The sequence below is a fragment of the Thiohalophilus sp. genome (assembly GCF_034522235.1).
Taxonomy (GTDB): domain Bacteria; phylum Pseudomonadota; class Gammaproteobacteria; order UBA6429; family Thiohalophilaceae; genus Thiohalophilus.
Map to the genome: position 1 here is coordinate 414595 of NZ_JAXHLN010000002.1, position 25797 is coordinate 440391.

A 25797-nucleotide genomic window follows, 5' to 3' on the forward strand; every position below is an offset into this window, starting at 1 on the left:
AAAGCTTCTTCTTTGCGTGTAGAAATCTTTCGGTGTCGACGGTTGTTTGGTCAATCAGTCGTTTCTTCGATTAAGCGTCGCAGGGCCTGGATGACCTGCGGCGTATCCCATTCGATGGCGGCATTCACGCCGTAACGAATCCTGCCCTGGCCGTCGATGATATAGGTGGAAGGAAACGCCAGTACCTTCCAGCGCGCGGCTTCGGTGCCGTCGTGATCGATCAGCACCGGAAACTGTACATCCACCTTTTCCAGGAATTCCTTGACCTCGTCGGCCTGCTGGGCATAGTTGACCGAGATGAGCTCGAATGGTTCGTCCTCGAAATGCTGACGCAGACGATTCAGCGAGGGGATTTCCTCGACACAGGGCGGGCACCAGGTGGCCCAGAAATTGATGACCCGTACCTTGCCGGTGTAATCGTCAATACTATGTTGCCGGCCCCTGGCATCTTTCAGGTCCAGCGCCGGCGGGGACCAGTCGCCACGAAACGGCCTGAGACCAATGTCCAGACCGAGCGGATCTTCCGCGGGTGCCGGCGTTTCTTCGCGCAGGGCGGCGACATGGTCGGGTTTGGGCAGTTTGTCCAGCAGAGAAATGGCGCGCAGGATTCGCGCCGGTGTCTGCTGCAGATGATCGAGCGTCGCCTCGGCCTTATCCTCTTCGTAAAACAGCGACGTGGCGCCGGGCATCATTTGCACGAACACCTGGCTGCCGCCAAAACGCAATGCCGCGATCAGATCGTCAAGTTGGCCGCGGTTGCCATTGCGCGCGCTTTGCAGAATCATCAGCGGCATGTTGCTGGCGTAGGTTTCAGGCACATACTGAGGCGGCAGGCCCAGCGATGGAATTCCCTGATAGGTGTTGGGAGAGAACAGGATAGCGCCGAGCAGTGTCTGATCGCTCAGGTTTTTCCGCTGCCAGGCACGCATGCCGCGCAGGGCCAGAATCGCCCCGTAGGAATTACTGATCAATACGACCGGTTTACCGCTTCGGCGCTGGACCTGTTCGATCAGGTTGGCGGGCAGCGTGGGATCGATCTGGCGGATACTGGCCGAGCCGCGGGGCAAGAACAAATTTTCCAACAGATCCACCTGCCAGGATTCGATGCCCTGCTGTTGCAGACCCCGGGCGACCTGATCGTGGCGCAGGCCAAAACCGTTGCCCGGGGCAAACCACAGGGCCACCACCTCGCCCTCGGCGGGATACTGGCGCAGCTCGAGTTCCTGGTTCTGGACATTGAGCGTCAGGCGCGCCGGTTCGGCGGCAAGCGGCGACGCTGACGCAAAGAATAACAGCAGGACAATCAGCTTCACGCGCAGCGACACGACGGGCTCCTCTCAGGCTTACCGGGTTAAACAGACAGGGAAAGGCGGGGTTGGTTCGGGTTCAGAGTCCGTGGCCTTCCAGTAGCCGCTTGACCAGCTCGCGGGTGTCGTCGCTGTCGTGTTCGTTGACCGTGGCCATATCGGTCCAGGACATATCGGCCTCCAGGCGATAGGAACCGACATATTCGTTGGGCGGCTGGCCTCCCCAGTCATCGGGCGAGAGCATGGAGAACCAGCTGCGTCCATCGGGCTTGCGGTAAAGATGATAAATGTGCCCCGGCTGGCGCTGGAAATTGCAGGCCGCCTGGTGCAGTTGTTGATCCTTCTGCGTGTCCTCGAGGACCTGGCGGGCCTCGTCCTGCAGATGCCGGATCTGATCGGCGATCACATTCAACTTGGAGCTGACACGGGTATTGATCATCTTGTCCGCTTCGCTGATCTGCTTGGCCAGATCCACCAGCTCGAAGGCGGGCGCCAATCGGCTGACCGGATAGGGGGCGGAGCGGTCTTCGCCCTGATGCAGTTCACCGGAATATTTTTTCGTGTCGTCGTCGTTTGTCATAGCGCGATATACAGTTTAAACCGCGTCTATTGTAACAGCTTGGGAGGAAGCGGCAAAAAAGCCGGGGTTCAGGGGTGCAGGCGGCGCTGAGGCAGGCGACCCAACAGGCGCAACAGTAACCAGACAAAGAGTGTGACTCCCACACTAATCAACACGCTGCGCCGGTTTTGTTGCAGCCAGAGATTGGCGACAGTCAACTGGCGTTCGACCACATGTTGAGTCAGGCTTTTATCCAGTAGCGGGCGCACAGCCTGATAATGCACGGACTCGACCCAGCCGGCATAATCACCCGCCTGTCCGGCCGGGTGCCCGGCCGGCATGGCCAGCAGGGCCTCTGTGACGGCGCCGCGCAGTGGCGCCGGCGTGTCCGGCAGGGCGCCCAGCGGCCACTGGGGATACAGCGCACCACTGTAGCGGAACGGGAAACCCGGCATCTCGTTCCCCTCAAGAATCCGTACGGCCTGAGGCGTGATGCGCCCCTGACGCAAAAAGCGGTCAAAATCGCGGGCGGCCATGGCGCCGGCGGGGTAGTCGCCGGCCATGACGCCCCGCAACACGCCTTCCGCGTTGCCGGCAAAATCCACCCGGGAGAAGGCCCTGGCCGGATCCCGTTGCCGACGTAGCAGTTCCAGCTGCACCAGTTGCCAGGCGTTGTAATCCTGTTCATCCGTGCAGATGAACGGCGTTTGGGTGAAATCAGCGAGGCTGTTGAGTTGGTCATTATCCGCCCGGGTGAAGATGACGGTGGCGGCATGGGTGTGGATTTGCCCCTGATCTCGCTGTGCACGGGATACGAGCCGAACCAGTCCGACCTGTTGCTCCAGGCGGACGTATGAGGCGGGGTGGGTCAGGACCAGATCAAACTTGCCGCGTCGCGCATCCTGTTCCAGCTCGGCCAGCTCCTGGTAGGGCAACATCTGAAAGCGCTTTTCGGGGATGCGGGATTGTAGATACTCGGCCGTGGGTTGCCAGCGATGTATCCCGGTTTTGAAACCGTCCGGACTGAATACGCCGATCTTGATGACGCCGGCGGCCATCGCCGACTGGCCCGGCAGAAACAGAATCAGCAAGGTAATGGCATGAGATACTCGCATGCCTGTGATTATAGAAACTCCGGCGGTAGAAGCGGGCAACCGTCCCGGGAACTGTGACTGCCGTCACCCAGATAATTGGCAACCGGTTGCAAGTTCTGGAGGTTGACTGAAAGCGTTTAGAATTCGAAAGCAGGTTTGTGACCCGGTTCCGGTTACAGCCGATATGGCGATACGGGTATCGCGTTATGCAGGCAACCGTTGTTCGGCCGTATTTTCCAACCCGTGGAGTGTCTGCTCCAGCGCCTGTTGCAGGGGTTCCAGTTCGGTCATGCCGAGCTGGCGTTCGACATAACGAGGCTCGCCCACCGCGATGACAATGCGGGAAAAGGGCTTGGGAATGATAAAACGATCCCAGGAGGCCAGTTGCCAGTACCGGCTGGCTGCCCAGGAGATTGGCAGGATGGGGGCACCGCTCATCTGTGAGAGCATGAGCGCGCCGGGTTTGAACTTGTGAATCGGGCCGGTGGGTCCGTCGGAGGTGTTGACCGGGGAGATGCCTTCTTTGGTGATCAACTCATACAGCTCTTTCATGGCCCGGGCACCGGTGCGGTTGCTGGAGCCACGAATCGCCCGCAATCCCCAGGATTCGGCAATTCTGGCGGGGACTTCACCGTCACGCGAGGGGCTGATGAGAAAACCGACCTTGAGGCCGCGTTGGCGCAGTTGCAGCATGTACCAGATGCCGAAAATATGGTGCTGATGCCAGTAACAGGGAATCACCGGCTTGCCGTTGGCCAGAATCTGCTCGGCATGTTCCTCCCCAATCACCGCCTTGACCCGGCAGGTGAGCCACAACACATTCATCAGGCCCTTGAGCAAGGGTTTGGCAAACAGATACAGCAGACGGCGGCGTAGTTTCATAACGGCTTATAGTGACAGGCGGATGCCGGCCAGTATAACGGTTTGGGGTACGACAACGCCATTGTGGCAGTTCAGTTCGCAAACAACACCAGAACGCGCAAATATAAATTAACCTGCGTAAACCGGAAGCCGGCTCTCGTATGTTCTACTGTTTTGAGCAAAACAGTTATTTGCGGCTATTTGCCTGCCTTTGGTGTTCATGTGCGGACTTGATCCGAATCGATCTGTTCGATTTCGAGCCGGGTTGACGACAGATCGGTGGCGATGTGACCGACGTAACCGTCGGCCAGAGACAGCGGGGTCAGGTACCAGGTTTTATCCGCGAAGTGGGCCTTGCCGTCGTGCAGTTCGACCTCGCGCAGCCGGGCGATGCCTTCCTGGCCATGGGCCTTGACCACGGCCTCTTTTTGTGTCCAGAAATCAAAAAACCGGTTCGGATCTGTCTCGCACTGGCGTGCCTGTGCCGGGGTCAGATATTTATGGATGACATCGCTTTTCAGTGGCCGAAACTGTTCCACATCGATGCCGATGCGCCCGTTACGCAGCGCCGCGGCGCAGACCAGTTGACCCGAATGGCTGATATTGAAATCGGCGGGGAAGGCGGAGCCGGATTTGTGGGGACTGGCGAAGTCGACCGCCTCGAGGCTGAAATCGGCAAAACCGAGGTCACGCATGGCCTGTTCCACCAGTCGCCAGCCAGCGGCTGACTGGACCCGGTTGGCGTGATGGCGGTGTTTGCCAATCTGGTCACGTTTACGGGCGGGAAGTTGAGCCAGCCACCGCTCCAGCGTCGCCGGGCTGATTTTCTCCGGATCGATATTCATATATAGTAGGCGGACTTCAGACTGGCTCATAATCAACCCGTATCACGATTTTCCAACATTCAGGCAAGCGAATGACGGCGACAGCACAGGGTTCAAAAAAATTGCCGCCCGGCCCGGCCCAGCCCTGCGATCTCAATACCACACCGGAATCCTTTGACATTATCGCCGGGCTGATTGCCAAGTATGGCGATATCTGCCGGTTGACGTCCAGTGGCCGCAAGAGTGATGCCTATCTGGTCAATCATCCCGATTACCTCAAGCACATTCTGGTCAAGAATCATCAGAATTATACCAAAGGCGTGGGTTTCGATCGGGTCAAGATGTTGCTGGGCAACGGGATTATTGTCAGTGACGGTCCATTCTGGCGTCGCCAGCGCCGAATGATCCAGCCGGCTTTCAGTCGCAAGGTAATCGCCGAGCTCTCCGATCAGATCAAACGTTGTAACCTGGAACGGCTCGACAGCTGGGAGGCGAAGACCGATCGTGGCGAACCGATCAATATCACCAGTGAGGCCAGTGAGCTGGCATTGCAGATCGTTTTGCGATCCCTGTTCAGCGAGGACCTGGATCGGATCATCGCCGAGCAGGGCAGTAATCCGTTCTCGATCCTCACCGAGGAGATGACCCGGGATATGCAGCTGGTGATCAAGTTCCGGGCCCTGAGCAAAATCATTCTGGAAGTGATCGAACGGCGTCGGCGCGAGCAGCCCGAGCGGGTCGATTTTCTGGCCATGTTCATGGACTCGCGGGACAAGGAAACCGACGAGGCCATGAGCGACAGAGAATTGCTGGACGAGATCATGACCATGATCATTGCCGGGCACGAGACCAGTGCGATTACTCTCAACTGGGTCTGGTACTTCCTGGCCAGCTATCCCGAGGTCGAGCGCAAGCTGCATGCCGAGGTCGACGGGGCCGATTACGCGCAGATTCCCGGTTTTGATGATCTGGAACAGCTGCCCTACGTCAAGCAGGTGGTCGAAGAGGCGTTGCGCTATTATCCGCCGGTCTGGCTTTACACTCGCCGGGCCATCGAGGACGATCAGCTCGGCGACTATTTTGTGCCGGCCGGCACGGATATCTTTATTACACCCTATTTCCTGCATCGCCATCCCCGCTACTGGCCGCAGCCGGAAAAATTCGACCCGGAACGTTTTGCCGAGGAGAATATTCGCGAGCAGCACAAGCAGGCTTATATTCCCTTCTCTGCCGGGCCGCGGCGCTGCATCGGGGATTTTTTTGCCACCGTCGAGATGCAGATACACTTCGGGCTGATGGCGCGAAAATTCCGCGTGCAGCTACTGGACGACAGCCCGCTTGAACTGGAGCCGGCGGTGAATCTGCGTAACAAGCAGCCCATTTATTTGCAACTGATACGTCGTTGAAACAACCCCATGCTGAATTATCAAACGCTTAACGAAGCCTTGATCGGCAATGCTTCCGATCAGCGCACTGTTACCTATATCGAGGGCCGGGACAGCGAACAGGTCATTAGCTATCGCCAATTGCACGAACAGGCCCTGCGAATGCTGGGTCGACTGCAGACGGCGGGCTTAAAAGCCGGTGATGAGCTGATCATCCTGACCCGCAGTAACCCCGATTTCATCGACGCCTTCTGGGGCGCCGTGCTCGGCGGCATTGTGCCGGTGCCGGTGGCTGTCGGGATCAGTGACGAGCACCGCTCCAAGCTCTACAAGATATTCAACAAACTGGAGCGGCCCTGGCTATTTACCGATGCGGACAATCTCGAACGTCTGAAGAAGTTTGCCGAGGCGCACGAGATGGCTTCCGACTACGCATTTGTTGAACAGCGGACCCTGTTGCAGGATCAACTCGATCAGCCTCATGAGGCAGGCCAACCCCATACGCCGCAACCGGAGGATGTGGCGTTTATCCAGTTTTCCTCTGGTTCCACCAGCGATCCCAAGGGCGTGGTGCTGACCCATCGCAATATTCTGACCAACCTCAATGCGATCGCCGAAGGGGCCGGTTATACCGATACCGATATCAGCCTGAGCTGGATGCCCCTGACCCACGATATGGGACTGATTGGCTTTCATCTAAACATGGTCGCCTGCAACATGAGCCAGTGCCTGATTCCCACCGATCTGTTCAGCCGCCGACCGTTGATCTGGTGGCAAAAAGCCAGCGAGAAAAAGGCCACCGTGCTCTGCTCGCCCAATTTCGGCTACAAGCATTTTCTCAAGTCGCTGGGTGACAAACAGCTCGAGAATGTGGATTTATCTCATGTGCGGGTACTGTACAACGGTGCCGAGCCGATTTCCGTCACGCTGATCGAACAGTTTCTGGAAGTGATGCAGGATTACGGCCTCCGGCGTGAGGTCATGTTTACCGTCTACGGCCTGGCCGAGGCGACGCTGGCGGTGGCGTTCCCGTCTCAAGGGGAGATGTACCGCGCTGTGCATCTGGATCGGCACAAGCTGCGGCTCGATGATCAGGTCACCTTTGTCGATACAACCCATCCCGATGCGGTCAGTTTTGCCATCGAAGGGCCGCCGGTGCGGGATATGCAGATCAAAATCACCGACGAGCGCAACGGGACGTTACCCGAAAATCATATTGGGGATGTCCAGATCAAGGGGCCCAGTGTCACCGCCGGTTACTATCGCAACGAGGCGGCCAATCATGTGGCCCTGACCGGCGATGGCTGGCTGAATACCGGCGATCAGGGGTTTCTTACCGAGAATAACGAACTGGTGATCACCGGGCGCACCAAGGAGATCATCTTTGCCAATGGCCTGAATTACTATCCCCACGATCTCGAGAACATCGCCCTGCAGTGCGAGCAACTGGAACTGGGCAAGGTCGTCGCCTACGGTGTGCGCCAGCCGGATGAGCAGGAAGACGAACTGTTAATCTTTATTCTGTATCGCGGCGACCTCGCCGGGTTCCTGCCCCTGGCAAGGGAAGTGACCCATATTATCAACGAGCAGACCGGGCTGGATATTGCGCATGTTATCCCGGTCAAACGCATACCCAAAACCACCAGCGGCAAACTGCAACGCCGGTTGCTGGGTGACGACTATCTCAAGGGGGAATACGACAGCGTGCTGCAGGCGTTGCAGCAGCAGGATAATGCCCTCCACGCCGGTGAGGATGACGATCTGAATCCCACTGAGCGTGAAATAAAAACGATTTGCGACGAGGTGCTGACCGACAAGCCGCTGCACCTGCACGATAACTTCTTCGATGTCGGCATCAGCTCGCTGGCCCTGGCCGAGATTCATCAGCGTATCGACGACAAACATCCCGGGCTGATCGACGTGGTGGATCTGTTCGAATACCAGACCATCGCCGAGCTTGCGGCATTCATGGACCAGAAACGAGCGGGCTAGACGCTTCCCCGTCCCGGACAGCACCCCGGCGGACGCCGAAATGATCGATGCCTCTGGCGGCATCACTTCTATACTAAGGCGACTGATCCCGGCGCCAGCTATCGGCCTGGGTCCGGATCAGGTCGCTCAATAACTGCGCCGCCGGCCCGGGGTGTTCCTGGCCGAAGGCCAGATACAGATGGGTGCGGTAGATCTGGCCGCTGGCCAGCGGCAGAGGCAGTAACTGGCCATTTTCCAGTTCGGCCTGAATCCGATGGCGGGGCAACCAGCCGTAACCCAGTCCGTGGCGAATCGTGGTGACTGCGGTGTCGATACTGCTGACGGTCCAGCGGTGTTCGGCCCCCAGCCAGCCAAAGTCGCGCGGCGCCTGCTGGCCGGAGTCCTTTACCACCACCTGCATCTCCTTTTCCAGATCGGCCATTTTCAGCTGGCGGCCGAGCCCGTGCAGGGGATGCCCGGGATGGGCGACGGCCACAAATTCAATTTCCAGCAGCGGATCGGCCAGACTGGCCGACGGCAGCTCGGCCCCGATGATCAGATCCGCGTGATCCTGCTCCAGCGCTTCCAGCGCGCCGGAGAGCACCACTTCCTCCAGCAGCACCCGGGTGCCGCGATCCTGTGGGGCAAAGGCGTGCAGGGCATTGAGTAACCGATAAATTTAAGCCAATATTTGAACTTTTTTTATCGGTTAATTTGGGGCTATGTTTCTCGCACTGGATAACTCAACGTGTAAGGAGAACAACATGAACCAATATCAGACGCTGGCCGGGCGGATACTGCTGGCGCATTTTTACTGGCGGGTATCAGCAAGATCACCGGCTACGCCGGGACCCAGGGCTACATGGAATCGATGGGCGTGCCGGGCATGTTGCTGCCCCTGGTCATTCTGCTGGAAATCGGCGGGGCCCTGGCCCTGATCGTCGGCTGGAAGACTCGCTGGGCCGCCTGGGCGCTGGCGGCGATTATTTTCCACAGTAACTTTGCCGATCAAATGCAGTCGGTTCTGTTTATGAAGAACCTGGCCATGGCCGGCGGCCTGCTGATACTGGCAGCACACGGTCCCGGTGTACTGAGTCTGGGCAAAAAGTAGGTCCGGCCGAGAGGTCCGCGAAGCGACGTAAACAGGATTTTGCCGTTCCTATCCAGTTGGTTGATTCGCGGATTATTTAGCGATCTGCGGCCATGCCACACTTGCTATCAAACACAATCAAAGAGGGAGATAACCGTGAGCCTGATGATAAACGGCCAGTTACACGAGGACTGGCTCGATGCCGAAACCGAAGACGGCGAATTTGTGCGCCAGGACTCGCAGTTTCGCCACTGGGTGACGCCCGACGGTTCCCCCGGTCCCGGTGGCGAGGGGGGCTTCAAGGCCGAACCGGGGCGTTATCATTTGTATGTTTCCTATGCCTGCCCCTGGGCCCACCGGACACTGATTTTCCGCAAGCTGAAAAAACTGGAGACGATGATCAGCGTCTCGGTGGTCCACCCGCACATGGGACCGAAGGGTTGGGACTTTCGCGATTATCCCGGTGCCACCGGCGACACGCTGTATGGGTATGAGTACATGCACCAGCTGTACACCCGGGCTGATCCGCACTATAGCGGCATCGTGACCGTGCCGGCATTGTGGGACAAGCAGCGCGAAACCCTGGTGAATAACGAGTCGGCGGAAATCATTCGCATGTTGAACAGTGCGTTTGATACGTGGGCGGAAGACAGCGTGGATATGTATCCCGCACCTTTGCGCGAGGCGATTGATAACATCAACGAGATGGTCTATGAATCGGTCAACAACGGAGTCTATCGCACCGGCTTTGCCAGCACTCAGGAAGCCTACGAAAAAAACTTCAACTGTCTGTTTGCCGCGCTGGATGAGCTGGAGCAACGGCTGTCGAAACAGCGTTATCTTCTCGGCAGCCAACTGACCGAGGCCGACTGGCGCCTGTTCCCCACCCTGTTACGTTTTGATCCGGTCTATGTGGGCCATTTCAAGTGCAATAAACAGCGCATTGTCGATTACCCAAATCTGTCCAACTATCTGCTCGAGTTGTATCAGATGCCGGGTATTGCCGACACGACCGATTTCGAGCATATCAAGCAACACTATTATTATAGTCATGTGGAACTGAATCCGACCCGTATCGTTCCCAAAGGGCCGGTGCAGGATTTATTATAGCCACACAATCGTGGAGAACTGACATGAGTGCGCAATCCCTGTTTGTGACTGATGCCTTGTTGATGCAGGAAGGCGATGGCGCCGAGGTGCAGCGGCTGTTTCCCATTCCGCGGCGCATGATGAACTACGACCCGTTCGTCTTATGGGATCATTTTACCATCGAGCCGGGCAATGGCTTCCCGACCCATCCCCATCGCGGTTTCGAGGCGATCACCTACATGTTCAGTGGCAGTATGCAGCACAAGGACAATCTGGGTAATGAGTCGACAGTAACGGGTGGCGGCGCGCAGCGGTTTACTGCCGGACGCGGCATCGAACATTTGGAAATGCCGGCGGCAGAGGGACAGAGTAGCGGGATCCAGTTATGGATTAATTTGCCGCAAAATCTCAAGCAGATCGATCCCGATTATCAACAGGTCGACGAGGATCAGGTGCCGGTGCTGCAAAAAGACGATGCCCGGGTGCGGGTGATCGTCGGCGAATCATCACCAATGAAACTCTCAACCGACATACGCTATTACGATATCAGCCAGTCGGGCGGCGGGATTTACACCGAAAGTGTTCCACCGGGTTTTCGTGGATTGTTGTACCTGATGCAGGGTGCCGTTGAGGTCAATGGCCATGGCCTGAACCCGGGACAGGCCCTATTTTTTGAGGCCCAGAAGGACCTGGCGGTCAAAGGGCGGGGGACGAGCCGTTTCATGCTGGTCATGGGCCGGCCTCATGGCGAGCCGATTCGTCAATGGGGGCCATTCGTCGATTGATGGCGCTATTGAGCAGCCGTCTGCTTGCTTTCCTGTAGTTCCGGCAGTTGCAAGCTGAACGTGTCACCCAGAGCGCGGCGGATCTGGTTAATCGTGACATGATTGGCTTCAGTAGCGTCTTCCCATTGACTGCAAATCAACCGATAAACATCCGGTTGTCGCTCGGAGCGCAGAAACATTTCCGTCGCGGTGTTGATCGGACTGGGATCGCTGCCGTTGATGTGTACGCCAATACCTGCAGAAATCCGTGAAGAAGCCAGTTGCACCGGCTGCATGGCATAATCGTCCCAGCGTACGACCTTATGGATGAGGAACGTATCCGGCTCTACGGTTTTTTCGCTATCAAGCATCTGCCAGGTTTCGAATTTGCAATGGGGATAATACCGGTTCAGACTGTTGGCTGGCATCTGTTTCCCATCCTGAAACCAGAGACTGACAGTGTTTGGTGCAATACGCAGAGGCTGGTGGAGTATCAGCGTCGATTGGATGGGTACCGGAGTTAATGGTGAGTCGGGCGAGAAGGGTGGGGCCTGGCACGATGTACCAAGGCACAGGGGAATAATGACAGAGAAAAACTTATACATAAGACACCCCCGGATGGGTGTTTGACTAAGGGAAAACCCGTAGATGCAAGTTAAAATCATAGCACTTTTTCAAAAGCGCGCAGCTGACATCTCAATTCGTTAGATGCCATAATTAATCGAACTGTTTACGAAATTGCTCTAAGTTATTGTGTAGAGGGAGAATCGCTGTCTGGAAGATTCTACAGACGGGGGGTGGGTGGCAGGAACTGCTTGCACCTGAAGGAGTGATGGGATAATTTCGAAAGGAATTGTTTGGCGCAACTGACTGCACTTATCCCCCACATTTCTGTCTTGCCATGGGTAACGGCAAATGGCAGGTCAATGATGCCGAGTAATTGTTTGGATAGTGATAAAAAGATATTGGATATATAAGGAAAGGTGATGTCAGCACCTGATAACAAGGCGGTCTCTGATACTCTGGGTAGCACTCAGGGTACTGGCCAAAAAGTGCCTCTCTCCTCCAATTCAATCGCACGTATTCTGAACCTGCTGGATGATCTGAAGTCTTCCGCTGCCGGGATGGTGCTCTATCAGTATGTTGAGCGTATGCTGTTAGAAATGGATCAGGAACATGGGGAGCGGGACAAGGTCTTGCGTTTCTGGTTACGTTCATTAATGGATGTCTATGCCAAACATCTGGATCCAGGTAGCTCCATGCATGTGCATGTCAAGTTGCTGCAGAAACAGTTGCAAATGCCGCATACCAGTCATGAGCTTCAAGAGCTTCAAAGGCATATGGACTTGTATGCCATGCACATTGCGCGCATGGAGTTAATCGATGAAGCTGTATTGCGCCGGGCACTGGAGCCGATATTTTCATATTACAGTGATGACATTTGTCCAGAGACGACAGAAAACGAGAAAAGTTCTCAGAAGGAGAGCGAGAATTCCGCCTCGGGAGATGAAACTCAACGGGAACTAATCCAGAGTCTGATCGAGGAGCTTCTGCCGCATAATGATCAGGACACGGAACAGAAGCTGGCTTCCAAGTATCGGCAATATCTTAACAGTCAGCATCGCGAGGCGGAAAAGGTACAGGCCAAATTGATGCAGCACATCCAGGACACCATCGATGAAAACAAACAGTTCGGTGATATGCTGGAAAATGTCAAACTGGGTCTGGTCGAAGCCGAAGAAATTGATGATATCAACCTATTGCGCCAGAGTCTGATGGAAGATGTCGAAAAACTTGGCGGGGCCTATCGGGGTTTGCTTGGCAAGCTGGACGACGCCAAAAGTTACCTCAAAATGATCGAGACGGACAGCCAGAATCTGAGCGAGGAACTGGCCAGAGTGCGTCTGCTAAGCATGACCGATGAACTCACCGATTTACCCAACAGACGTGCCCTGATGCGACGTCTTGAAGACGAGATGAGCCGTTCCCAGCGTTACGGATTTCAATTGGGTCTGGCCTTGCTGGATCTCGATTCATTCAAAGATATTAATGATGAACATGGCCATGCAGTCGGTGATGCGGTATTGACCTGTTATGCCGAACAGATATTATCGACATTCCGCCATCATGACATGGTCGCGCGTTACGGCGGGGAAGAGTTTGCTGTAATTTTACCAAATACCGATCTCAAGGGTGCGTTGTCCGCGTTGCACAAAGTACAAAGAGAGGCGAAATCCACAATATGTCATTACGGTGAAGTTGAGGTGCCGGCACCGACATTCTCCGCCGGAGTGGCCATGTTGCATGAATCAGATGACGTGGAGTCATTAATGAAACGGGCCGATGACGCTATGTATGAAGCCAAGCGCCTTGGCCGTAACCAGATCGTGCTGGATCGACAGGATCAACTCCGGGCGCATGACGCGGGCAGTACTTCAATCAGCGATACTAACTGACGAACAGAGCAGGCTGTCTTTAAGACAGCAGTTTTAGTGTACCGGAAGTTTTTCCCGTACGGCCTCTCGATCGAACCACCAGTCATCCTGTACCAGCACATCAATGACCATCGACAGACGTGGTAGAAATGCCTTCGGGTCCTCAAGCTCCAGCTTCTTGAGCCACATATCCATTTGTTCTTGCGTTTCCACGTCACTGTGCCGTTTGGCGACATCAGCCAGTATTTTCGATGTCAGAAAGGTCAGGCTTTCGTGCTTGTCTTCGGGCGAACGCAGATCGGCAATATAATGCGAGGTTATGGCGGCCACGGCGGCGCCGTCCGCGTCAGCCGGTGTTTCATCGATAATATGGTTCAGCATGGTGATAGTGGTTTGCGGCATAATCGGAAAAGTAACCGCCAGCCAGACGCCCTGGCCCAGCGCGGATAGCGATGCCGGCTGCTCGCACTGAAACAGGACATTATAAGTTTCCACTGCATCTTGCCACGCTTCCTGGTTCAGGAAGGTGTCAATAATATCCCGGCCCTCCTGCCAGGCTTCTTCCTTGCGTTCCAGCGCCAGTAACAGTTCGGCGACATCCAGTCGTGCGCGTGCGCGATCCAGCGTCGAGGCGTCTTTGGACAATTCAGCCACACGCTGTTGATGCATCTGGAGCTGCTCCTCCAGTGACATCTCGGAATGAGCAGCCTGGGCCTTGTTGCCGAACATGGCCTCATCAATTTCAAAGTCGCTCATCACTAACTCCCGTGCAATCGTTGTGTGTATATGTCATATTAGGGGCGATATTATAGTGGCTATCAGCTCGATTTTACAGGTACCTGGTACAAGCCTGGATATTTGATCAGGTTGCCGTGCAATCAGACTATAACCCGTAATAAGGAAGGGAATTGACATGCAGGATTATTTGCCCATGATCAGTCGACTGCTTGTGGCATTAGTTGTCGGCAGTATTATCGGATTGGAGAGGGCCTTTCACGGGCGGCCCGCCGGGCTGCGCACGCATGCGCTGGTGTCCACGTCTTCCTGTTTGTTGATGTTATTAACCGTCTATCAATGGGATTTGCTGGCCGGGGTGCCGGTGGAAACCATTCGGGTGGATCCCACTCGCATGGCCCAGGGGATCATGACCGGCATCGGCTTTCTGGGTGCCGGGGTGATAATGAAGGAAAAGCTGGCTGTCCGTGGTCTGACCACGGCGGCTTCTATCTGGATGACCGCCGCCATCGGCATTATGGTCGGTATGGGGTTCTATAGTGCGAGTCTGCTGACCACTCTGATTGCATTGATCGTTCTGGGTTTGTTTGGCTGGAGTGAAAGAGTCATGCCGAACCGGCATTTTGCCAGCTTGTCGATTCGGTATAACCGTGATGAAGGACTGTCGCGCACACGATTGATTGAGATACTCAAGGAACACAATATTACCTGTGCCAATATGAGCTATCACATGTATGAAAAAGACAGGATGGGTGAGTACAAGCTGACCATGTTTACACTCAATCCCGAAAACTTTCACACCTTGTCCGAGACCCTGCAACAAACCGGCCTGGTGCGGGAGTTTAACCTGTTTCCCTCTGGTGGCTGATGGTTGGGTTTGTCCGCGCGGACGATCAAGGTTTCGAGGTTTAGCTATAAACCGTTATTGGTGAGCAGGCTTTACAACAAGGAATGTTGAATCAGCCGGCGTAGTGTTGTTCGAGAATCTGTCGGGTGAAGTCGGTACGCAGATAAAAACCCCGCGGCAGGATCTGACAAAGATTGCCCTCACTGTCATGGGCTTCGGTCAGCACGCGTGAATGAGCAGCTTTGGGGCGGATTTGCAAATAGCGGCCATGACGGGCAGATAGCTCTTCCCAGCGGCCCAGACAAACAAGCTCCATCAACTCTTCCCAGTCATCCCGCAACATGGCTTCCTGGCCGGGGCTCGGCGACCAGAGCAGGGCGTTACCGATACAGCGTTGCGCCAGCGGCAGTCGGGGATCGGCTTCGATCGGTATCCACAACACCCGCTGCAATTTCTGGCGCAGCCAGGAGCGCTCCCAGCGCAGCTGGTGGGTCTCGTTCATGGGAACCGTGCAGACATAGGTGGATTCGCGCGGCAGGCCATTGGCGTTCAGGGGCAGGCTTTTAAGTTCCACGCCTAGCTGTTGAAAATCGGGTTCGGGCAGGGAGGCCGCACTGGCGCCCAGGGCCCGTTCCAGTAACTGGCCAACCCAGCCTTTGGCATGGCGTTGATTGGCGGGTACCGGCTCGCCCAGCTGTTCGGCCAGTTCGGCAAACCGCTGGCCGGCGATCTCGCGCGCACGTTCCAGCAGCGCCTGCTCACTGTGCGGTGGTGTAATGTAAGCGGAGCGTGACATGCTCGCTATTGTAAATCCTCGGATCCGTTTCAACCAGGTATTACTGGGTGGTGAAGCTGACTTTGCGGTACTGATCTTTTACACAAGTGATAGTATCGCGACTCTCCAATGTGCATTCCAGTTTATGAGGAGCGCTCTTTTGGCCGGGCTGGATGCCTCCGCTGGTTGATGTCCGGGATTCCTCTTCTCCATACACTTCTATTTGGGTGCTTTCCTGTTGTTCAACTTCCAGTACGTTGTTCACATAAGATATATGAAATTGTTTCCCGTTGAAGTTCGACAGGGTGGCCTCGGTATTGTAGGTGATAATTTGCGCGCCGGTACTGCGTTCCTGGGGAGTTGAAATACATTTTATAATTTTACCTTGTTTACGACACCGGCTGATGTTGGAGGGGAGGTAACCGGAGTAGCGACCGCTGCGTTGCCAGTTACCCTTTAAAATCGCAGCAGTTATGTCCTGTTGCGGTTGCCGTTTGCTAACCGCTGCGCTACGGCGCTTATTCTGACCGATCAGGGCTGACAGTTCCTCGACCTTGCCTTGTGCCGGATAGTAACCCCCGTTGGCGGCCTGGCGATATAAACGAATTGCCTGTTTGAGATCCTTGTCGAATCCCATGCCCAGTTCATGCATGTTGGCGAGCTGATACCGGGCGCTGGCAATATCCTGTTCAGCGGCCTTGCTCAGCAGTTTGATCGCCTTGTTCAGATTGCGATCAACACCGTTTCCTTCGACATACAGGATACCGAGCCGGGCCATGGAAAGCGCGTGATTGGCCTCGGCGGCTTTGCCATACCATTCGGCGGCCTTTTGGATATTACGCCCGGTTCCCCGGCCCCGCTCATATTTGAGTCCCACTTCGTACATGGCCTGGAGCTTGCCTTTCTCGGCTTCTTTCAACACCTCCTTGAAGCGTTTGACCTGTAACCAGTCCGAACTGTTGGCCAGGGCGGGTTGCGGGGTCATCAGGGAGAAACCGAGCAGACTCAGGGACAGCAGCCGCATGATTAATGAACGACGCATGGATCACCTCCTCTTGGTGTGATGGTGCTCTATGCACAGTCGGCAGATAACCCCACGATTTTAGTATTTTATTCAAATGGGCCAGATAACCATCCGTAAACAGCGTATGGACGGGCACTCGGTAATCAGGGTCAGGCCGTTTCACGTTGCCAATGGCCTGATTTACCGCCCTTTTTCTCCAGCAGGCAAATGTTCTGCATGTGCATGCCGCGATCCACCGCCTTGCACATGTCGTAGATGGTCAGCAGCGCAATCTGGGTGGCGGTGAGGGCTTCCATCTCCACACCGGTCTGCCCCCGGGTTTCGACAATACTGCGACAGCGCACGCAGTTGCGCGCTGGATCGGGAGTCAGCTCCACTTCCACATGGGTTAGCATCAGCGGATGACACAGGGGTATCAGATCGGCGGTGCGTTTGGCGGCCATGATGCCGGCGATGCGCGCGATACCCAGTACATCGCCTTTTTGATGGCCGCCCTCGATAATCAGTTGCAGGGTGTCAGGCTGCATGTGGATCTCGCCGCCGGCCACCGCCTCGCGCAGGGTGACGGACTTTTCGCCCACATCGACCATGTGGGCCTTGCCGTCCTGATTGAAATGGGTCAGTTTGCTCATAAATAGTAGAGTCTATCAGGTTGGGAGTGTGTCAAAATCCATGATAGGCTGCTTGCCCCGTTTGGGCAATCCCGCCCGCAATCCGGTACAGGAATGATGACGATCGAGGTGAAATTCTTTGCCAGCCTGCGCGAGCAGCTGGGCCGTGACGAGGCCAGCCTGGCGGCCACCAAATCGATGAGCGTGGCGGAGGTCTGGTCACAGGCGACCGACAATGCTGATATGCCGGCCAACGTGCTGATGGCGTTGAACATGGCGTATGTGACTGCCGAAACAACGGTCAATGATGGCGATGAAGTGGCTTTTTTTCCGCCGGTGACCGGAGGCTGACGATGCACAGTGAAATTCGCGAGCAACCTTTCGAGCCTTATGCCGAGCTGCTCAAATATCAGCAGGCCATGCAGGCCGCCGGGCGTTACGGGGCGACCGCAGTGTTTGTCGGCAGCATGCGGGATATTAACGAAGATGAGACCGTTACGGCCATGGAGCTGGAACACTATCCCGGCATGACCGAAACGTACCTGCACACCCTCGGCGTACAGGCCGCCGCCCACTGGGATTTGATCGACAGTCTGATTCTCCACCGCGTCGGTCGGGTCAAGCCCGATGACGCCATCGTCCTGGTCGCAGTCTGGTCCGCGCACCGCAAGGACGCCTTTGAAGCCAGCCGTTATCTGATGGAAGAGCTTAAATCCAGCGCCCCGTTCTGGAAAAAAGAACAGACCCCCGAGGGTGAACGCTGGGTCGAAAACAACACCGCCGGGTATTAAACCCCACCAACTCCTTTGATGGTTCTTTTCTCGCTTTCTGGAAATTAACGCGGAGTTCGCAGAGGCGCAGAGACGCAGAGGAAACAAGCAATTTTATTATTTAACCCTCCGCGTCTCTGCGCCTCCGCGTCCTCCGCGTTTTTAAACAGAGCCTGAATAGAATCCGCGTTGGTGGGACTAGTCGTGCGGGGTGACGGAGGCTTTGTTGACTTTGAGGCTTTCGTCCACCGGGACCGGCAGGATTTCGAATTCCAGATTGTCGAGATCGCCCATGGCGTAGGTGGGTTCGGCGCCGATGCCGCCGACGGTGCCGGGATTGATGTACAGGGTATGACCCTGGCGGATGTTGACGATCGGTTCGATCAGGGCGCGATGGTCGTGGCCGCAGCAGACGAGGTCCCATTCGCCGGTGGTGGCCATGGCCCGGGCGTAGTGCGGATAGTGAACAATAAAGATTTTTCGTCCGGCCAGTTCGAGGCCGGCGTCCTGGCCGTGATAGTGGATCACGCTGTCGGGATCGTAAGAGAGCCGGGCCATGCTGTACATGTCGCCGGTGTTGTTGCCATGGATGACATGCACCGGCAGCCCCAGGGGATTGAGTATGCGCAGGGTGGTGGGGGCGACCACATCACCGCAATGCAGTACGGCCTCGGCGCCCCGCTGTTTGCCATCTTCCACCGCGGCCTTGAGCAGGAAACGGTTATCGTGACTGTCGGAGACAATACAGACTTTCATGGCAGAAGCGTTTTGCTAACGTTAATGGAGTAACGTTGGTTTATCAGAAGCAGGGTTTTTCCGGGGCATTGTTATAACGCTCAATGGAGTCCAGAATTTCCTGATGGGCGGCCTGTTTGTCACCCCAGCCATCGATCTTGACCCACTTGCCTTCTTCGAGATCCTTGTAATGTTCGAAAAAGTGGGCCATCTGATCCAGCAGCTGTTGCGGCATGTCCGTGGGGGAGTCGGCCTTGTCGTAGAGCTGGCATAGTTTGGTAATCGGCACGGCCAGCAACTTGGCATCGGGACCGGCTTCATCGGTCATTTTCAAAATACCGATGGGACGACAGCGCACCACCGAGCCGCTGATGAGGGGCATGGGGGTCACTACCAGAACATCGACCGGATCGCCGTCCTCGGACAGGGTATGGGGCACATAACCGTAGTTGCAGGGATAATGCATGGCGGTGTTCATGAAACGGTCCACGAACATGGCGCCGGTGTCCTTGTCCACTTCGTATTTGACCGGATCGCTGTGGGCCGGGATCTCGATAATGACGTTGATGTTCTCGGGAATATTCTTGCCGGAATCGACTCTGTCCAGATTCATTACTTAAGCCTCGAAATGGTATCTGATGGGCTGCCAGGGCCGCGAACGCGGAAGAATGTCCGGCGCGACGGGCAGCAAACGAGGAACATTCTACCAGCCCGGGGCCAAAACAGAAACGTCAGGTGATTGCCAGCCAGTCTCCCTTTGGGTAATGTGGAGAAGCCGTATCGCTGTACCCGTCAGAATCAATAACAACATTCAAAGGGGGAGATATGTCGCTCACACTGGTACCACCGATTATCGGGGCCTTTGGCCTGATGGCGGCCCTGTTGGTTTTCTATCGCATCAGTCGCCATCCGGCCGGCGATAGTCGCCTGCAGGAGATTGCGGGAGAAATCCATCGTGGTGCCATGGTATTTTTGCGTCGCGAATATCTGCAGTTGACCCTGTTTTCCGTGGTGGTGGCTGTACTCCTCTATGTCTATCTGGGCGTGGGGACTACCGTATCGTTCGTGGTCGGTGCCGTCTGTTCGGCCGGTGCCGGTTATATCGGTATGCAGGCGGCCACCTATGCCAATGTGCGCACCACCCACGCCGCCAACACATTTGGTGCCGGCCGGGCCCTGAGCGTGGCGTTTTCCGGCGGTGCGGTGATGGGGCTGACGGTGGCGGCGCTGGGACTGCTTGGACTGGGTGCGCTGTTTGTTGTTTACGGCGGCGATCCCCAGGGTTCTCACGTGATTCACGGTTTCGGCATGGGCGCCTCGTTGGTGGCCCTGTTTTCCCGTGTTGGCGGGGGTATCTTCACCAAATCGGCCGATGTGGGGGCGGATCTGGTGGGTAAGTTCGAGGCCGGTATTCCCGAGGATGATCCGCGCAATCCCGGGGTGATCGCCGACAACGTGGGCGATAACGTCGGTGATGTTGCTGGCATGGGCTCGGATATTTTCGAATCCTACTGCGGCGCGATGATCGCCACCCTGGCACTGGCGGCCGTCATGTCCGAGGCCGCCCTGGCCCGGCTGGGAACCCAGTCGACCCTGATGTTCCTGCCCCTGGCGTTAAGCAGTATGGGTCTGTTGTGTGTGTTGGTCGGCATTGCCGTGATGCGCCTGTACCAGAACCGGGGTGCTCAGCAGGCGATTCGTTATTCATTGCTCGGTACCGCCATGCTGTTTATGCTCGGCGCCTGGTTTGTCATCAGCGCGCTCGATGTGCATGTCGATGTCTGGTTCTGTGTCTTGCTGGGGGCCGGCGGCGGCATGGTGATTGGCCTGTCCACCGAGTATTACACTGCCGGCAAGCCGGTGCGGCACCTGGCCGAATCCTCCCAGACCGGGGCGGCCACCGTCATCATTACCGGCCTGGCGACCGGTTTTCGTTCGGTATTGTTCCCGGTGTTGAGTATCGCGGTGATTATTTTCCTTGCCAGTCATTGGGTCGGGCTCTACGGCGTGGGTATCGCGGCGGTGGGGATGCTGGCGACCGTCGGGATGACCATGGCCATCGATGCCTATGGGCCGGTGGCGGATAACGCCGGCGGCATCGCCGAGATGGCGGAGCTCGGCGAGGAGACCCGCGAGATTACCGATGCCCTGGATCGCGTCGGCAATACCACCGCGGCCATCGGCAAGGGGTTTGCTATCGGCGCCGCGGCGCTGGCTGCCCTGACCCTGATCACCGCGTTTATCCAGACGGTAGCCCATGATCGGCCCGATTTCAGCCTGCATCTGGGCCAGCCGGAGGTCCTGGTGGGGATGTTCATCGGCGGGATTTTCCCGTTTCTGGTGACCTCCATGACCCTGACCGCCGTGGGCGATGCGGCCTATACGATGATCCAGGAGATCCGGCGGCAGTTCCGCGAGATACCGGGATTGATGGACGGCACCGCCAAACCGGACACGGACCGCTGTATCACGATTGCCACCGACGCCGCTCTGCGCAAGATGTTACTGCCCGGCGGCATGGCGGTCGCCGCGCCACCCCTGGTCGGTTTTCTGATCGGCCCGGAGGCACTGGGCGGCATGCTCGGTGGCGCGCTGGTTACCGGTGTCTTGCTGGCGTTGATGATGTCCAACGCCGGCGGGGCCTGGGATAACGCCAAAAAGTATATCGAAGGCGGCGAACTTGGCGGCAAGGGTTCCGAGAATCACAAATCGGCCATCGTCGGCGATACGGTGGGCGATCCGTTCAAGGATACCTCCGGGCCCTCCATGAACATCCTGATCAATGTGCTGGCGATTGTCAGTCTGGTGATCGCGCCGCTGTTGAGTTAGCCGAGGTGAGCAAAATTGCGGCGGATTCACATTGACTTGAACAATGTCAGGGATTAGTTTTAATCAACATGTACACAGGCCCCCGGTCTGTTTAACAACAAGAATTTCAATGCAATCCTGATTCAGACAAATACAGCCAACGGAGTTAGATAACAATGAGAATCGTATTAATTGGTGCGCCGGGTGGCGGCAAAGGCACCCAGGCCAAACTGCTGGTAGAAAAATACGGGATTCCGCAGATTTCAACCGGCGATCTGCTACGCGAAGCCGTCTCCAAAGGAACCCCGCTCGGTATGCAGGCCAAGGCGGCGATGGATGCCGGCCAGCTGGTCTCCGACGATATCGTGCTGGGGATGATTCGCGATCGTCTCTCTCGTCCCGATACCGACAAGGGCTTTATTCTGGACGGCTTCCCGCGCAATACGGCCCAGGCCGAATCGCTCGATAAACTGCTCGGCGATATGGGCAAGCCGCTGCAGGTCAGTCTGCTGATCGATGTGGACAAGAATGTGCTGGTCAAGCGACTGACCGGGCGCCGTACCTGCAGCTCTTGCGGCCAGATGTATAACATCTATTTTTCCCCGCCGCGGATCGAGGGAGTTTGTGACAAGTGCGGCGGCAAGCTGACCCGGCGCGAGGACGACAACGAAGAGACCATCCGCCAGCGTCTGGATGTTTATGAGGAACAGACCGCGCCACTGATAGACTACTATCGTCGCCAGGGTAAATTGCGGACTGTTCAGGGCGTCGGCGAGATCAGCGACATATTCGCTGCCGTGGAGCGCATTTTGGCCAGCCTGCCTGGCACGGAAACCGCTGCCGCCACGCCGGCAGTCAAAAAAGCCGTCAGCAAGAAGAAGACGGCCAAGAAGAAGACCGCGGCGAAGAAGAAAACCGGCGGCAAGAAAAAGGCCACCAAGAAGAAAACCGTCAAGAAGAAGGCTACCAAGAAGAAGGCTACCAAGAAGAAGATAGCCAAGAAGAAGGCCGCCAAGAAGAAGGTCGCCAAGAAGAAGGCCGCCAAGAAGAAGGTCGCCAAGAAGAAGGCCGCCAAGAAGAAGGTCGCCAAGAAGAAGGTCGCCAAGAAGAAGGCTACCAAGAAGAAGGCCGCCAAGAAGAAGGCCGCCAAGAAGAAGGCCGCCAAGAAGAAGGCCGCCAAGAAGAAGGCCGCCAAGAAGAAGGTCGCCAAGAAGAAGGCCGCCAAGAAGAAGGCCGCCAAGAAGAAGGTAGCCAAGAAGAAGGCTACCAAGAAGAAGGCCGCCAAGAAGAAGGTGGCCAAGAAGAAGGCTACCAAGAAGAAGGCCGCCAAGAAGAAGGTGGCCAAGAAGAAGGCCAAGAAAAAGGCCGCCAAGAAGAAGGCGAAAAAGAAAGCCAAAAAGAAAGCCAAAAAGAAAAGTGCCAGAAAACGGCGCTAACCAATAAAGGAGACTGTAAATAATTCTGTGTAACTGCCCGCTTAGAACTGCTCCGGCATTCTGTCCGGGAATTCAATCATAAAGCGATTGAGCGCGTTCTTCCAATGGTGAATGGGCATGGTCCATTTTTTCGATGCCGCCTGGATGGCCAGGTAGACGACCTTGAGGGCGGATTCATCGTTAGGGAAAACCTTGCGATTTTTGACCGCCTTGCGGATCACGCTGTTCAGTGATTCGATGGCGTTGGTCGTGTAGATCACCCGACGGATGTCATCCGGATAGTCGAACAGGGTAATCAGGTTGGGCCAGTGTCGCCGCCAGCTGGCACTGATCGACGGGAACTGATCATCCCAGCGAGCCGCAAAGGCGTCGAGCTCCTGCTCGGCTTCGGCCACCGTCAGGGAGGTGTAGATCTTTTTCAAATCCGCGGCGACCGCCTTGCGCTGTTTCCAGGCCACGAACTTCAGCGAGTTGCGCACCATGTGGACGATACACAGCTGGATTTTTGTTTTGGGGTAGACGGTATTGATCGCCTCGGGGAAGCCGGTCAGACCGTCCACGGCGGCGATAAAGATATCCCGGACACCCCGCTGCTGGAGTTCGGTCAACACGGACAACCAGAACTTAGCCCCCTCGTTCTCATTGAGCCAGAGCCCCAGCAGTTCTTTCTGGCCGTCCAGGTTGATACCCAGCGCCAGATAGATGGCCTTGTTGCTGACCCGCTTGTCCTGGCGGATCTTGATGTGGATGCAGTCCAGATAGACGATGGGATAGATCTCGTCCAGCGGTCGGCACTGCCACTGCTGCACTTCCTCAATCACCTGCGCGGTGACCTGGGAGATGAGCGTAGGGGAAACCTCGACGCCGTAGAGCTCTAGTAGCATGGCAACGATATCGCGGGTACTCATGCCCCGACTGTAGAGCGCCAGGATTTTATCGTTGAACATCGGCAGACGCGTCTGCCCCTTGGGAATAATGAGCGGCTCAAACTCGCCGTTACGGTCTCGAGGCACATCGAGGGTCAGTGCGCCCTGTTCGCCTTTGAGGGTTTTGGCGCTATACCCGTTACGGCTGTTGCCGGTGTTGTGGCCGGCTGTGGCGTGCTTGGGATAGCCGAGATGGTCAGTCATCTCGCCTTCGAGCATGGCCTCAAAGGCTTTTTGCTGAAGCTGCTGGGTCAATGCGGCAAGCTGTTCTGGCGTTTTGACTGCCTTGACCAGTTCTTCAAGCTGCGGGTCGAGATCGGTTTTGGTTTTTGTTCTTCTGCTCATGTGTCTTCTCCTTTATTATCAAGGGTATGGGACTTTGAGCAGTTACACAATTTAATTTACAGTCTCCAATAAAGGGGGGCCCGGCCCCCCTTTATTGATCACGGCTCATTACTTGGTGCGCGCCTTGCTCATGGATAGTGGGAAGATACAGGCTTATTTGTGATAGCGGCGTCCCAGGATCTCGAGCAATATAACCAGTCGGCCGGACCACCATTCACGCAGACGTTGACGCCACGAGCGTATTTGCCACTCGGCCAGGGTGATTTCCCGGCATTGTGAAAAATCAGCTTCAAATAACTCTCTCACGTTCTGGCTGAATTCGTTGTCTTCAACTTCTTGATTGGCATCCAGATTCCAGCGCTGGTTCCAGCGATCCAGGTTGCTTGAGCCGATGGTGCACCAGTTATCACACAATCCGATCTTGGCGTGTACAAAGCGGGGCTGATATTCGAATATGCGTACCCCGTGACGTAATAACCGGTGATAGAAACCGCGCGCGGCATGGGAGACCCAGGGATGGTCGCTTACCGGGCCGGGCAGTAGCAACCGGACATCGACCCCGGATCTGGCGCGTTGAGTCAGTCCCCGGCGAACCTTGCGCGAAGGAATAAAATAGGGTGTCGTCAGCCAGATTCTTTTCTCGGCGTTGCGCATTCGTTTGATAAAGGTGCGTTTAATTTCTTGTCGATGTAATCCGGCGGAGATCACGACTCGGCCGGACTGACCGGGTTTGAAGTGCTGTTCGAGACAGTCAGGCAGTTCGGGCGAGCTGCCGCGGACCGATTGCCAGGTCGTGCAAAACTGCTGCATCCAGTCGACAACCACGGGGCCCTCGATTTGCAGCATCACCTCGTGCCAGGCATGTTCCGGGTTGTACGGCGGATCGAAAGCGTCACTCAATCCCGCACCGCCGGTAAAGGCGATGAGATTATCGACCAGAAGCAATTTACGGTGATCGCGACGCAGACTGCGATAAAACTGGCGATAGTTCAGGGGATTATAGAATGTCAGTTGAATGCCCCGGGCGAGCAGTCGCTCCCTGTCCAGTGGTTCAAGCTGTTGTGAACCGTAGTCATCCAGCAAAAGGTACACGGCCACGTCGCGCTGGCGAGCTGCGATCAGAGCGTCAATAAATCGGCGTGTGATATGGCCCGATTCGACCAGATAGAGTTCGAGCAGTATAAATTTTTCCGCCTGCCGGATGGCTTCCAACATGGCAGGGTAAAACCGGCTGCCGTCAACCAGCAGACTGAATCGACAATCAGTATGCCAGTTAAAACGGTAAGCTTTTTCACGGCGTAATGGCATAAGTCATCAATTGAGCAGATTGGCTGACTTTTACTGTAGACTCAAGTCGGGTGAGTGTTTATTACGGAAGGATAGATCGAATTCATCTGACACGCCAC

At 56.2% G+C, this 25797-nt stretch carries 25 protein-coding genes and 2 pseudogenes; 12 read left to right on the forward strand and 15 right to left on the reverse strand.

Features of this window, described 5'->3' with window-relative positions; translation table 11 throughout:
• Positions 1-50 precede the first annotated feature (50 nt).
• From U5J94_RS02245 to U5J94_RS02265, 5 genes are all read right to left on the reverse strand, one after another.
• A complete protein-coding gene (locus U5J94_RS02245) occupies positions 51-1325 on the reverse strand; it encodes a TlpA disulfide reductase family protein (RefSeq protein ID WP_322564026.1) in 1275 nt (424 codons plus the stop codon).
• 61 nt (positions 1326-1386) lie between these two features.
• Complete coding sequence (locus U5J94_RS02250; protein ID WP_322564027.1) at positions 1387-1887, reverse strand: DUF2452 domain-containing protein; 501 nt, start codon at positions 1885-1887, stop codon at positions 1387-1389.
• A 68-nt stretch (positions 1888-1955) separates the two neighbouring features.
• Entirely contained in the window at positions 1956-2981 is a 1026-nt protein-coding gene (locus U5J94_RS02255) for a phosphate/phosphite/phosphonate ABC transporter substrate-binding protein (RefSeq protein ID WP_322564028.1), read from the reverse strand.
• Positions 2982-3164: 183 nt separating this feature from the next.
• A complete protein-coding gene (locus U5J94_RS02260) occupies positions 3165-3842 on the reverse strand; it encodes a lysophospholipid acyltransferase family protein (RefSeq protein ID WP_322564029.1) in 678 nt (225 codons plus the stop codon).
• Positions 3843-4039: 197 nt separating this feature from the next.
• Entirely contained in the window at positions 4040-4696 is a 657-nt protein-coding gene (locus U5J94_RS02265) for a 4'-phosphopantetheinyl transferase family protein (RefSeq protein ID WP_322564030.1), read from the reverse strand.
• A gap of 41 nt (positions 4697-4737) precedes the next feature.
• Between U5J94_RS02265 and U5J94_RS02270 the strand changes: the two genes are divergently transcribed.
• Together U5J94_RS02270 and U5J94_RS02275 are read left to right on the forward strand one after the other, a co-directional pair.
• Positions 4738-6051, forward strand: coding sequence for a cytochrome P450 (locus U5J94_RS02270; protein WP_322564031.1), 1314 nt, complete (start codon positions 4738-4740; stop codon positions 6049-6051).
• A 9-nt stretch (positions 6052-6060) separates the two neighbouring features.
• Positions 6061-8022 carry a non-ribosomal peptide synthetase gene (locus U5J94_RS02275; protein ID WP_322564032.1) on the forward strand — a complete coding sequence of 654 codons (1962 nt, stop codon included), beginning with the start codon at positions 6061-6063 and terminating at the stop codon, positions 8020-8022.
• A 73-nt stretch (positions 8023-8095) separates the two neighbouring features.
• Here the strand turns inward: U5J94_RS02275 and U5J94_RS02280 are convergent, their stop codons facing one another.
• The gene (locus U5J94_RS02280) at positions 8096-8680 is read right to left on the reverse strand and encodes a LysR substrate-binding domain-containing protein (protein ID WP_322564126.1); all 585 of its coding nucleotides are present in this window, start codon (positions 8678-8680) and stop codon (positions 8096-8098) included.
• A gap of 153 nt (positions 8681-8833) precedes the next feature.
• Between U5J94_RS02280 and U5J94_RS02285 the strand changes: the two genes are divergently transcribed.
• The 3 genes from U5J94_RS02285 to U5J94_RS02295 all read left to right on the forward strand — a co-directional run bounded on the left by U5J94_RS02285 (position 8834) and on the right by U5J94_RS02295 (position 10965).
• The gene (locus U5J94_RS02285; RefSeq protein ID WP_416224146.1) at positions 8834-9112 is read left to right on the forward strand and encodes a DoxX family protein; all 279 of its coding nucleotides are present in this window, start codon (positions 8834-8836) and stop codon (positions 9110-9112) included.
• Between the two features lie 135 nt (positions 9113-9247).
• Positions 9248-10201 (forward strand): glutathione S-transferase family protein, encoded by a 954-nt coding sequence (locus U5J94_RS02290; protein WP_416224134.1) that lies wholly within the window; start codon positions 9248-9250, stop codon positions 10199-10201.
• 23 nt (positions 10202-10224) lie between these two features.
• Positions 10225-10965, forward strand: coding sequence for a pirin family protein (locus U5J94_RS02295; RefSeq protein ID WP_322564033.1), 741 nt, complete (start codon positions 10225-10227; stop codon positions 10963-10965).
• A gap of 5 nt (positions 10966-10970) precedes the next feature.
• Here U5J94_RS02295 and U5J94_RS02300 read toward each other — a convergent pair whose 3' ends face one another.
• Positions 10971-11372: a hypothetical protein gene (locus tag U5J94_RS02300; RefSeq protein WP_322564034.1), complete on the reverse strand. Its 402-nt coding sequence runs from the start codon at positions 11370-11372 to the stop codon at positions 10971-10973.
• 558 nt (positions 11373-11930) lie between these two features.
• Between U5J94_RS02300 and U5J94_RS02305 the strand changes: the two genes are divergently transcribed.
• Positions 11931-13400: a diguanylate cyclase gene (locus U5J94_RS02305; protein WP_322564035.1), complete on the forward strand. Its 1470-nt coding sequence runs from the start codon at positions 11931-11933 to the stop codon at positions 13398-13400.
• Between the two features lie 33 nt (positions 13401-13433).
• Here the strand turns inward: U5J94_RS02305 and U5J94_RS02310 are convergent, their stop codons facing one another.
• Positions 13434-14135 (reverse strand): hypothetical protein, encoded by a 702-nt coding sequence (locus tag U5J94_RS02310; RefSeq protein WP_322564036.1) that lies wholly within the window; start codon positions 14133-14135, stop codon positions 13434-13436.
• Between the two features lie 157 nt (positions 14136-14292).
• Here U5J94_RS02310 and U5J94_RS02315 point away from each other — a divergent pair, with 157 nt between their 5' ends.
• A complete protein-coding gene (locus U5J94_RS02315) occupies positions 14293-14982 on the forward strand; it encodes an MgtC/SapB family protein (protein WP_322564037.1) in 690 nt (229 codons plus the stop codon).
• A 91-nt stretch (positions 14983-15073) separates the two neighbouring features.
• Here U5J94_RS02315 and mutH read toward each other — a convergent pair whose 3' ends face one another.
• From mutH to moaC, 3 genes are all read right to left on the reverse strand, one after another.
• Positions 15074-15757 (reverse strand): DNA mismatch repair endonuclease MutH, encoded by a 684-nt coding sequence (gene mutH, locus U5J94_RS02320; RefSeq protein WP_322564038.1) that lies wholly within the window; start codon positions 15755-15757, stop codon positions 15074-15076.
• Between the two features lie 40 nt (positions 15758-15797).
• A complete protein-coding gene (locus U5J94_RS02325; protein ID WP_322564039.1) occupies positions 15798-16778 on the reverse strand; it encodes a tetratricopeptide repeat protein in 981 nt (326 codons plus the stop codon).
• Positions 16779-16909: 131 nt separating this feature from the next.
• Positions 16910-17392 (reverse strand): cyclic pyranopterin monophosphate synthase MoaC, encoded by a 483-nt coding sequence (moaC, locus tag U5J94_RS02330; RefSeq protein ID WP_322564040.1) that lies wholly within the window; start codon positions 17390-17392, stop codon positions 16910-16912.
• Between the two features lie 93 nt (positions 17393-17485).
• On the opposite strand from moaC, the gene moaD reads away from it, so the two are divergent.
• Both moaD and U5J94_RS02340 read left to right on the forward strand, forming a co-directional pair.
• Entirely contained in the window at positions 17486-17722 is a 237-nt protein-coding gene (gene moaD, locus U5J94_RS02335) for a molybdopterin converting factor subunit 1 (RefSeq protein WP_322564041.1), read from the forward strand.
• 2 nt (positions 17723-17724) lie between these two features.
• Positions 17725-18162 (forward strand): molybdenum cofactor biosynthesis protein MoaE, encoded by a 438-nt coding sequence (locus U5J94_RS02340; protein ID WP_322564042.1) that lies wholly within the window; start codon positions 17725-17727, stop codon positions 18160-18162.
• A 177-nt stretch (positions 18163-18339) separates the two neighbouring features.
• On the opposite strand, the gene U5J94_RS02345 is transcribed toward U5J94_RS02340, so the two are convergent.
• Positions 18340-18897 carry a metallophosphoesterase family protein gene (locus U5J94_RS02345; protein ID WP_322564043.1) on the reverse strand — a complete coding sequence of 186 codons (558 nt, stop codon included), beginning with the start codon at positions 18895-18897 and terminating at the stop codon, positions 18340-18342.
• Between the two features lie 43 nt (positions 18898-18940).
• Complete coding sequence (gene ppa / locus U5J94_RS02350) at positions 18941-19489, reverse strand: inorganic diphosphatase (RefSeq protein ID WP_322564044.1); 549 nt, start codon at positions 19487-19489, stop codon at positions 18941-18943.
• A 212-nt stretch (positions 19490-19701) separates the two neighbouring features.
• Between ppa and U5J94_RS02355 the strand changes: the two genes are divergently transcribed.
• The 3 genes and pseudogenes from U5J94_RS02355 to U5J94_RS15200 form a co-directional block, all read left to right on the forward strand.
• The gene (locus U5J94_RS02355) at positions 19702-21705 is read left to right on the forward strand and encodes a sodium-translocating pyrophosphatase (RefSeq protein ID WP_322564045.1); all 2004 of its coding nucleotides are present in this window, start codon (positions 19702-19704) and stop codon (positions 21703-21705) included.
• Positions 21706-21860: 155 nt separating this feature from the next.
• A pseudogene (locus U5J94_RS02360) lies at positions 21861-22490 on the forward strand (adenylate kinase); the annotation flags it as partial.
• 186 nt (positions 22491-22676) lie between these two features.
• A pseudogene (locus tag U5J94_RS15200) lies at positions 22677-22751 on the forward strand (histidine biosynthesis protein HisIE); the annotation flags it as partial.
• Between the two features lie 410 nt (positions 22752-23161).
• On the opposite strand, the gene U5J94_RS02365 reads toward U5J94_RS15200, so the two are convergent.
• Positions 23162-24391 (reverse strand): IS256 family transposase, encoded by a 1230-nt coding sequence (locus U5J94_RS02365; RefSeq protein WP_322563789.1) that lies wholly within the window; start codon positions 24389-24391, stop codon positions 23162-23164.
• 153 nt (positions 24392-24544) lie between these two features.
• On the reverse strand, positions 24545-25699 hold the full coding sequence (locus U5J94_RS02370; protein ID WP_322564046.1) for a phospholipase D-like domain-containing protein: 1155 nt from the start codon (positions 25697-25699) through the stop codon (positions 24545-24547).
• Between the last annotated feature and the right edge of the window lie 98 nt (positions 25700-25797).

Coding starts and splice junctions, on each gene's coding strand:
- U5J94_RS02310 (WP_322564036.1), bottom strand. CDS start 14,135: ATGAGCGACTTTGAAATTGATGAGGCCATGTTCGGCAACAAGGCCCAG.
- U5J94_RS02325 (WP_322564039.1), bottom strand. CDS start 16,778: ATGCGTCGTTCATTAATCATGCGGCTGCTGTCCCTGAGTCTGCTCGGT.
- U5J94_RS02355 (WP_322564045.1), top strand. CDS start 19,702: ATGTCGCTCACACTGGTACCACCGATTATCGGGGCCTTTGGCCTGATG.
- U5J94_RS02300 (WP_322564034.1), bottom strand. CDS start 11,372: ATGCCAGCCAACAGTCTGAACCGGTATTATCCCCATTGCAAATTCGAA.
- U5J94_RS02265 (WP_322564030.1), bottom strand. CDS start 4,696: ATGAGCCAGTCTGAAGTCCGCCTACTATATATGAATATCGATCCGGAG.
- U5J94_RS02305 (WP_322564035.1), top strand. CDS start 11,931: ATGTCAGCACCTGATAACAAGGCGGTCTCTGATACTCTGGGTAGCACT.
- U5J94_RS02275 (WP_322564032.1), top strand. CDS start 6,061: ATGCTGAATTATCAAACGCTTAACGAAGCCTTGATCGGCAATGCTTCC.
- U5J94_RS02260 (WP_322564029.1), bottom strand. CDS start 3,842: ATGAAACTACGCCGCCGTCTGCTGTATCTGTTTGCCAAACCCTTGCTC.
- U5J94_RS02345 (WP_322564043.1), bottom strand. CDS start 18,897: ATGAAAGTCTGTATTGTCTCCGACAGTCACGATAACCGTTTCCTGCTC.
- ppa (WP_322564044.1), bottom strand. CDS start 19,489: ATGAATCTGGACAGAGTCGATTCCGGCAAGAATATTCCCGAGAACATC.
- U5J94_RS02295 (WP_322564033.1), top strand. CDS start 10,225: ATGAGTGCGCAATCCCTGTTTGTGACTGATGCCTTGTTGATGCAGGAA.
- moaC (WP_322564040.1), bottom strand. CDS start 17,392: ATGAGCAAACTGACCCATTTCAATCAGGACGGCAAGGCCCACATGGTC.
- U5J94_RS02250 (WP_322564027.1), bottom strand. CDS start 1,887: ATGACAAACGACGACGACACGAAAAAATATTCCGGTGAACTGCATCAG.
- U5J94_RS02255 (WP_322564028.1), bottom strand. CDS start 2,981: ATGCGAGTATCTCATGCCATTACCTTGCTGATTCTGTTTCTGCCGGGC.
- U5J94_RS02370 (WP_322564046.1), bottom strand. CDS start 25,699: ATGCCATTACGCCGTGAAAAAGCTTACCGTTTTAACTGGCATACTGAT.
- mutH (WP_322564038.1), bottom strand. CDS start 15,757: ATGTCACGCTCCGCTTACATTACACCACCGCACAGTGAGCAGGCGCTG.
- U5J94_RS02315 (WP_322564037.1), top strand. CDS start 14,293: ATGCAGGATTATTTGCCCATGATCAGTCGACTGCTTGTGGCATTAGTT.
- U5J94_RS02365 (WP_322563789.1), bottom strand. CDS start 24,391: ATGAGCAGAAGAACAAAAACCAAAACCGATCTCGACCCGCAGCTTGAA.
- U5J94_RS02270 (WP_322564031.1), top strand. CDS start 4,738: ATGACGGCGACAGCACAGGGTTCAAAAAAATTGCCGCCCGGCCCGGCC.
- moaD (WP_322564041.1), top strand. CDS start 17,486: ATGATGACGATCGAGGTGAAATTCTTTGCCAGCCTGCGCGAGCAGCTG.
- U5J94_RS02340 (WP_322564042.1), top strand. CDS start 17,725: ATGCACAGTGAAATTCGCGAGCAACCTTTCGAGCCTTATGCCGAGCTG.